Consider the following 6,891-nt stretch of genomic DNA (forward strand, 5'->3'; position numbering starts at 1 on the left):
CTGGGGCCGTTGGGCGACGTCTGTATCGCGTCGGTATTGCGTCGGTAATACGTCGGTATTTCCGTCGGTGTTTGCCGTGGTTAACGGGGCGAGCTGTGCTTCGGGCCGCCAGCGGGGCCCGAAGTCAAGGTCTTGGCAAGGTTCAGGGCAAGGCTCAGAGCGGGGCGATCATTCGCCGGAAGCGGCCCCGGAATAGGCGTTGCTGTACCAGGTGGAGAAATCGGGTCTCTTTTCCAGCGGCACGCCATCGGCATCGCGCAGGATGCCGTTCTCGAACAGGAAGCTGCCGAAGCCCGCCATCTTGTCGCCGTTCATCAGGCCCACGGTGCCATCGGGGGTCATCAGGAATTCGCCGGTGACCATCATCTGCAGGGAGGCGCGGATCAGCTCGGGGTTGGAGAGCATGCCCTCGGTTGCGGCGATCAGGATATCGGCGGCTTCATCCGGGTTCTCTGCGGCAAAGCGCAGGCCCTCGATCGTGGCGCTGGTAAAGGCGGTGGCGGTCTCGGGGTTTTCCTCAAGCCAGGTTTCGCGCGCGCCGATCAGCGTGGTGTGGGAATCCGGCACGCCGTAATCGCCGTAGGCAAAGGCCTTTTGCGGGCGGTTCAGCAGGACCGAGTTCACGCCTTCCCAGGTCGAGACCTCCAGCGTGAAGTCGACCCTTCCATTGGCCAGCGCCTCGTAGGCGGAGGTGCCAAGCGTGACGGTTTCGAAATCGCCGTTGCCGCCGCCGTTCCGGATGATGGTGGAGATCAGCGTCTCTTCCCAGTCGGTGCCGAAGCCGGCGTAGATCTTGCCATCCAGGTCCGCGGGGGTGGAGATATCGACGCGGGTGCCATCCATGACCACGCGGCCGGTTTCATGCTGCACCACGGCCGCCGTTGCCAGCAGGTCCGCCCCGGCGGCGCGGCGGGTGAAGTAGCTCACGCCCGAGAGCACGCCGAATTCCGCCACGCCATTGGCGACCAGCGTGGTGGAGGAGGTATCCGAGTAGGGCAGGATCGCGACATCCAGGCCGGCGTCGTCGTAAAAGCCCTTTGCCTCGGCCACGTAGAGGCCGATGTGGTTGGTATTGGGCGTCCAGTCGAGGGCCACGGTGACCTCTTCGGCCAGGGCCTGGGTTGCGGAGAAGGCGGCAAGCGGGAGCAGGGCGAGAAGGCGGTTCATGTCGTGTCTCCTTGCATGAGGGTGTCGAGGATGTCGTTTTCCAGTTTCAGCGCCGCCTCTGTCGGGGCGGCGGTCAGGCGCGGGCGGGGCAGCGGGACGTCGAAGGTCCGGACCACCCGCGCCGGGCGGGGAGAGAGCAGGTGGATGCGGTCCGAGAGCGCCACCGCTTCGCGCAGGTCGTGGGTGATCAGGATCGTGGTCTGCGGCGCGCCGTCGCGCTGGGCTTCCAGCCAGCGCTGCATGTCGCGCCGGGTCATGGCATCGAGGGCGCCAAACGGTTCATCCAGCAGCATGACGGGGCGGTCCTGCACGATGGTGCGCGCCAGCGCCGCGCGTTGCCGCATCCCGCCCGACAGCTGCTGCGGCCAGTGGCGTTCGAACCCGTCCAGCCCGAAGCGCGGTAGAAGCGGCAGGACACGGGCGCGGGCGGCGGCGCGGGACATGCCCTGCACCTCAAGCCCGAGGGTCACGTTGGACAGGATCCGCCGCCAGGGCATCAGCGCATCGCGCTGGGGCATGTAGGCAAAGAGATCCGGCTTCAGCGGCGCGCCATCCAGGGTGATCCGGCCAGCATCGGGGGCAAGGCTGCCCAGCAGCAGCTCGAAGATCGTGGATTTGCCCGCGCCGGAGGGCCCGAGGATGGTGGTGAAACTGCCGGGCGCGACCGAGAGGGAGAGATCCTTCAGCACCTCGGTCTCACCCCGGGTGACGCAGATCCCCTCAAGCCGGAGGGTGCCGCCTGTGGGATGGGGTCCATGGGGGGTCATGTGCGTCTCCAGGGCATGGCAAGGTGCTGGAGCAGCGCGGCCAGCCCGAAAAGCACCAGCGTCAGCGCGGAGCTGAGCGCCACGGCGGCCAGCACCAGATCCGGGCGGAAGTTGTTCTTGGCGTTCAGGATGAAGATGCCGAGGCCCCGCGCCGCGCCGGCATATTCTGCAAAGATCGCCGCCACCACCGCGTAGGTGATGGAGATCCGCAGCCCGGCAAAGAAGAAGGGCAGCGCAGAGGGCAGGCGCGCGCGCAGGAAGACCCCGCGCCGGCTGGCCCCCATGGCGCGCAAGAGGCGGGCGATTTCTGGCTCCGTGGCGGTGAAGCCATCGACCAGCGCCACCAGCATCGGGAAGAAGGTCACCAGCGCCACCAGCAGGATCTTGGGCAGCAGGCCGAAGCCGAACCAGAGTACCACCAGCGGCGCGATGGCCACCAGCGGCAGCGTCTGGGAGATCACGAAGACCGGGAAGAGCGCGCGGCGCAGGGGCGGGGCGAAATCGATCGCCACGGCAAAGGCGAAGGCCGTGGTGAGCGACAGCGCAAAGCCCGCCAGCGTCGCGCCCAGCGTCGGCAGCAGGTTGCGCCAGAGCACGTCGCGCGCAAGCCAGCCCTGTTCCAGCACGCGCGTGGGCGTGGGCAGGGTGGCGGGGTCCATGTCGGTCAGACGGCAGCCGAGTTCCCACGCAAGCAGGAGGCCGGCCACGGCGGCAAGCGCGGGCCAGGCCCGCGACACCGCCCGTTGCAGGGCGTCTTTCATGGGATCAGCGCTTGGTGGAGGGGCTGTTGGCCGAGACCGTGAGGTCCAGCGTCACATGCCCTTCGGGCGGGCCGAAGCGGCAGAAGGCCTCTGAGATGGTGGCAAAGACCGGGCCGGCATCGCCCTTGACCCGCGTGCAGAAGTTCTTGGAGCGATCGAAGGTGCCGCTTTCCTTGAGGAAGTCGATGCAGCCGTAGATCTCTGCCATGTGGTCGCCGTTGCCCATCACGTAGAGCGAGAATTGCGCGGCGGCTTCCTCTCCGGTCTGGGGGGCCTCTGCGACGATGGCCTTGGCCTCGGCAATGCGGGTGGCAAGGGGGGTGTCGGGATCGGCCAGCGCCCCGGTGACGCAGGCGGGATCGTCCGGTTCGCCCGGGCAGCCGCGCGAGATGGTGGCGCGCAGCACCACGTGGTGACGGGTGGCGGCGGCGCGCACGTAAAGATCGCGCAGGGCGGGGAAGAGCACCTCTGGCGGGCCGACGATCAGGGTCGAGATATCATCGGTTTCCACCCGCAGGCGATCGCGCCAGGGGTCGAGCGCTTCAAGCGCTTCCAGGATGGTGCCGACGAACCCGTCGGTCATGGGATAAAGGGAAAGTTGTGCTCCGGCGAACATCTAAGCCTCCTTGCTACGCTGGCATGATCCAGATCAGCTGTTGAGGGTTCGCAGGCATGGCGCCTAGCATCTCAGCCCCGGCAATACGGGGCCCCCCTGGATATGTTGGCGCATGGTAAATCACGCCCCGGAGGGAGCTGCAAGGGGGGCAGATGCGGAAAAGGCGGCCCGTTCGGGGCCGCCTTTTCAGGGTGTTTCTGAGGGACTGTGCCGTTCAGAGGACGAAGCCGACAATGGCCAGAACGATGACAACCAGGCCGACGAGGTAGATGATGGAATTCATGACAGTCTCTCCTTTAATATCGGGCGCTGCGGCCCCTGCTTGAAGAGACAACGGGGGAAGGGGCCATCCGGTTCCCGAGGTTGCGCGCTTTCCGTGAATATGGGGGTCTCGCGGGCCCGGGACGGCGGGGCAGCTACTTGAAATATTGTTTGATATCAATGATGTCCGACATCCCCGGCGGCAGGTCCACCTGGCCATAACATTCCCAGCTGGGACGAATATTTCCATATCCGTCAAGGCAGGTAAGCTTGGCGCCCGGCCCGCCCAGCAGATCCTGAAAGGTCTCTTCCTGCCCCAACAGGTAATTCAAGGGCTGGAAGTCATCGAAGGCACAGGTTTGCCCGGAACTGCCGGGCGGACAATTGAAGAGGAAGGTGGGCGGGTAGCCGGGGCGCTTGCCAAATTCGGGTGTCCAGATCGGGCCCCCGCGGCCCCCGCCACTCGATGCACCACCGCTGGTCACGGGGGCCGGTTCCGTCGCGGTGGCATCCTTGGTCGCGGTGGCATCCCCGGTCTCCTCAAGGACGCGGGCAAGGCGGATCTCGCTCTTGCGTTGGGCGACAAGGTCCTCGTTCCAGCTGCGGTTCAGGGAGCCGATGTGGAAGCCGACCAGCAATTGCATCGAGAAGGCCACTGCGATCCAGAGCGCCAGCACCTGGTTCACCTTGTTCTGCACCAGGGAGAGGGCCGCCAGCGTGCCGGCCCCGCCCAGGAGAACCGGCAGGATGTCCCCGACGGCGCTGCTGCGGGAATTGGCGCTGGAAAAGCCGGCGGTGAGCGCGATGACGGAAAAGGCAAAGCTGATGGCCAGGAAGGTCAGGCCGCTGCGCAGCCTCGGCTGCAGGGTCAGGCCGACCAGGAAGCCGATCAGCGCCGCGAGCAGGGCAATGGCCAGGATGACCTGGATCAGGCCAAGAAAGCCGGGCAGCCCGCAGCGGAAGGCATCCCAGAACTGCGCCTGCACCAGCGTGCAGTCCGGCGCGGCGGCGAATATCCCCATGATTGCCATCTTGCATCCCCCTGCAACCGTAAGAAGCGTACCGGGCGGGGGGACCGAGTCAAGAAAAGGCCCGCCGTGAAGCACGGCGGGCCGGGTCGGTTTTCTGAAAAGCCCGGTAAGGGGGCTTAGACCAGGCGCGAGACTTCCTTGGCGGCGCGCACGAAGTCCTTGAACAGGGGGTGCGGCGCGAAGGGCTTGGATTTCAGTTCCGGGTGGAATTGCACGCCGATGAACCAGGGGTGGTCCTTGACCTCAACGATCTCGGGCAGGCGGCCATCGGGGGACATGCCGGAGAAGGACAGGCCGCATTCCTCGAGCTTGTCACGGTACTTGATGTCCACCTCGTAGCGGTGACGGTGGCGTTCCTCGATCGTGGTGGCGCCGTAGACCTCTGCAACCTTGGAGCCTTCGGCCAGGTTGGCGGTATAGGCGCCCAGGCGCATGGTGCCGCCCTTGTCGTCATCGACCTGGCGCTTGACGGCGTGGTTGCCGCGCACCCATTCCTTGAGGTGGTAGACGACCGGCTCAAAGCGTTTCTGGCCGGCTTCGTGGTCGAATTCTTCGGAGCCCGCGGTTTCGATCCGGGCCAGGTTGCGGGCCGCTTCGATCACGGCCATCTGCATGCCGAGGCAGATGCCCAGGTAGGGGATCTGGCGTTCGCGCGCGAATTGCGCCGCCTTGATCTTGCCCTCCGTGCCGCGTTCGCCGAAGCCGCCGGGCACGAGGATGGCGTGGTAACCTTCGAGGTGGGGTGCGGCGTCTTCGTGATCGAAGACCTCTGCATCGACCCATTCGACGTTGACCTTGATCCGGTTGGCCATGCCGCCGTGCACCAGGGCTTCCTTGATCGACTTGTAGGCGTCTTCAAGCTGCGTGTACTTGCCGACGATGGCGATGTTGACCGCGCCGTCGGTGCTGTAGATCCGGTCCTGCACGTCCTGCCACACGGTCAGGTCGGGCTTGGGCGCGGGGGCGATGTTGAAGGCATCCAGAACCGCCTGGTCCAGGCCTTCGCGGTGGTAGGCGAGCGGCGCTTCGTAGATCGACTTCAGGTCATAGGCCGCAACCACGTGTTCCTTGCGCACGTTGCAGAAGAGCGCGATCTTCTCGCGTTCCTTTTCCGGGATCGGCTGCTCGGAGCGGCAGACCAGGATATCGGGCGCGATGCCGATGGATTGCAGTTCCTTGACGGAGTGCTGGGTCGGCTTGGTCTTCAGCTCACCGGAGGCGGCCAGGTAGGGCAGCAGCGTCAGGTGCATGAAGATGCATTCGCCGCGCGGCTTGTCGTGGCTGAACTGGCGGATGGCTTCGAAGAAGGGCAGGCCCTCGATATCGCCGACGGTGCCGCCGATCTCACACAGCATGAAGTCGACTTCGTCTTCGCCGACGGCCAGGAAATCCTTGATCTCGTTCGTGACGTGGGGAACGACCTGGATGGTCTTGCCCAGGTAGTCGCCGCGGCGTTCCTTTTCCAGCACGGTGGAATAGATCCGGCCGGAGGAGACGGAATCGGTGTTGCGCGCGGCAACGCCGGTGAAGCGTTCGTAATGGCCCAGGTCCAGGTCGGTTTCCGCGCCATCGTCGGTCACGAAGACCTCACCATGTTCGAAGGGGGACATCGTGCCGGGGTCGACGTTCAGGTAGGGGTCAAGCTTGCGCAGGCGGACGGAGAAACCGCGGGCCTGGAGCAGGGCGCCCAGGGCGGCGGAGGCCAGGCCTTTACCAAGGGACGACACGACGCCGCCCGTGATGAAAATATATTTGGCCATGTTACTCAGGCTCCCGTGGGTGGTCGGCGGTGGTTGGCGGGAGGGCCGCCAAGACGCGATTCAAATGCCCAAAAGCAGTCCGAAGACTGCAGCATCACGGGATTTAAGCGATAACAGATTCGCCTGCCTGCGGCAACAGGATCCGCAAGATGCTGCCTTGGGCACGGGCCGTGCCGCAAGGTCTTGTATAACTTGAGGGTTCGGCCGGGATACGGTCCCGGATGGGATCAGTCGGCCGAGGGGGTCAGGTTGCTGGGATCGGAGCTGCCGGAGGGGGGCGGCAGAAGCGCGCCGCCATCGGGGGCCGTGTCTTCCGGCGCCGGCGCGGTCTCTTCCGCAGCGGGGGCCGTCAGGTTGCCGATCCGGTCCAGCACGGAGCTGCCCGCGGATTTCTCTGCCGCGATGATCGTGAGCACCAGCGAGGTGACGATGAAGGCGCCGGCCAGCACCCAGGTGGCGCGGGTCAGGATCGTCGCCGCGGAGCGCCCGGAGATGGCACCGTTGCCGCCGCCGCCGCTGCCCATGCCA

The 6,891-nt window shown here is 65.9% G+C and carries 7 protein-coding genes and 1 riboswitch; all 7 genes read right to left on the reverse strand.

The genetic code is table 11. The features are described 5' to 3' along the window. Positions 1–168: 168 nt before the first annotated feature. Entirely contained in the window at positions 169–1,167 is a 999-nt protein-coding gene (locus HCZ97_RS18605; protein WP_167690616.1) for an ABC transporter substrate-binding protein, read from the reverse strand. Then, positions 1,164–1,934 carry an ABC transporter ATP-binding protein gene (locus HCZ97_RS18610; protein WP_167690617.1) on the reverse strand — a complete coding sequence of 257 codons (771 nt, stop codon included), beginning with the start codon at positions 1,932–1,934 and terminating at the stop codon, positions 1,164–1,166. The genes HCZ97_RS18605 and HCZ97_RS18610 overlap by 4 nt, the downstream gene beginning before the upstream one ends. Next, positions 1,931–2,695, reverse strand: coding sequence for an ABC transporter permease (locus tag HCZ97_RS18615; protein WP_167690618.1), 765 nt, complete (start codon positions 2,693–2,695; stop codon positions 1,931–1,933). Before HCZ97_RS18615 ends, HCZ97_RS18610 begins: the two co-directional genes overlap by 4 nt. Positions 2,696–2,699: 4 nt before the next feature. Beyond that, positions 2,700–3,311, reverse strand: coding sequence for a YkoF family thiamine/hydroxymethylpyrimidine-binding protein (locus HCZ97_RS18620; RefSeq protein WP_167690619.1), 612 nt, complete (start codon positions 3,309–3,311; stop codon positions 2,700–2,702). Then, positions 3,305–3,419: riboswitch (TPP riboswitch) on the reverse strand. (Overlaps the previous gene by 7 nt.) A gap of 308 nt (positions 3,420–3,727) precedes the next feature. Then, positions 3,728–4,603, reverse strand: coding sequence for a hypothetical protein (locus HCZ97_RS18625; protein WP_217701825.1), 876 nt, complete (start codon positions 4,601–4,603; stop codon positions 3,728–3,730). Between the two features lie 116 nt (positions 4,604–4,719). Beyond that, positions 4,720–6,363, reverse strand: a complete 1,644-nt coding sequence (locus HCZ97_RS18630) for a CTP synthase (protein ID WP_167690621.1) — start codon at positions 6,361–6,363, stop codon at positions 4,720–4,722. Between the two features lie 227 nt (positions 6,364–6,590). Then, a partial coding sequence (secG, locus tag HCZ97_RS18635; protein WP_254871605.1) for a preprotein translocase subunit SecG occupies positions 6,591–6,891 on the reverse strand: 301 nt, incomplete at its 5' end.

The sequence above is a fragment of the Pseudooceanicola sp. HF7 genome, assembly GCF_011806405.1.
Lineage (GTDB): Bacteria > Pseudomonadota > Alphaproteobacteria > Rhodobacterales > Rhodobacteraceae > Pseudooceanicola.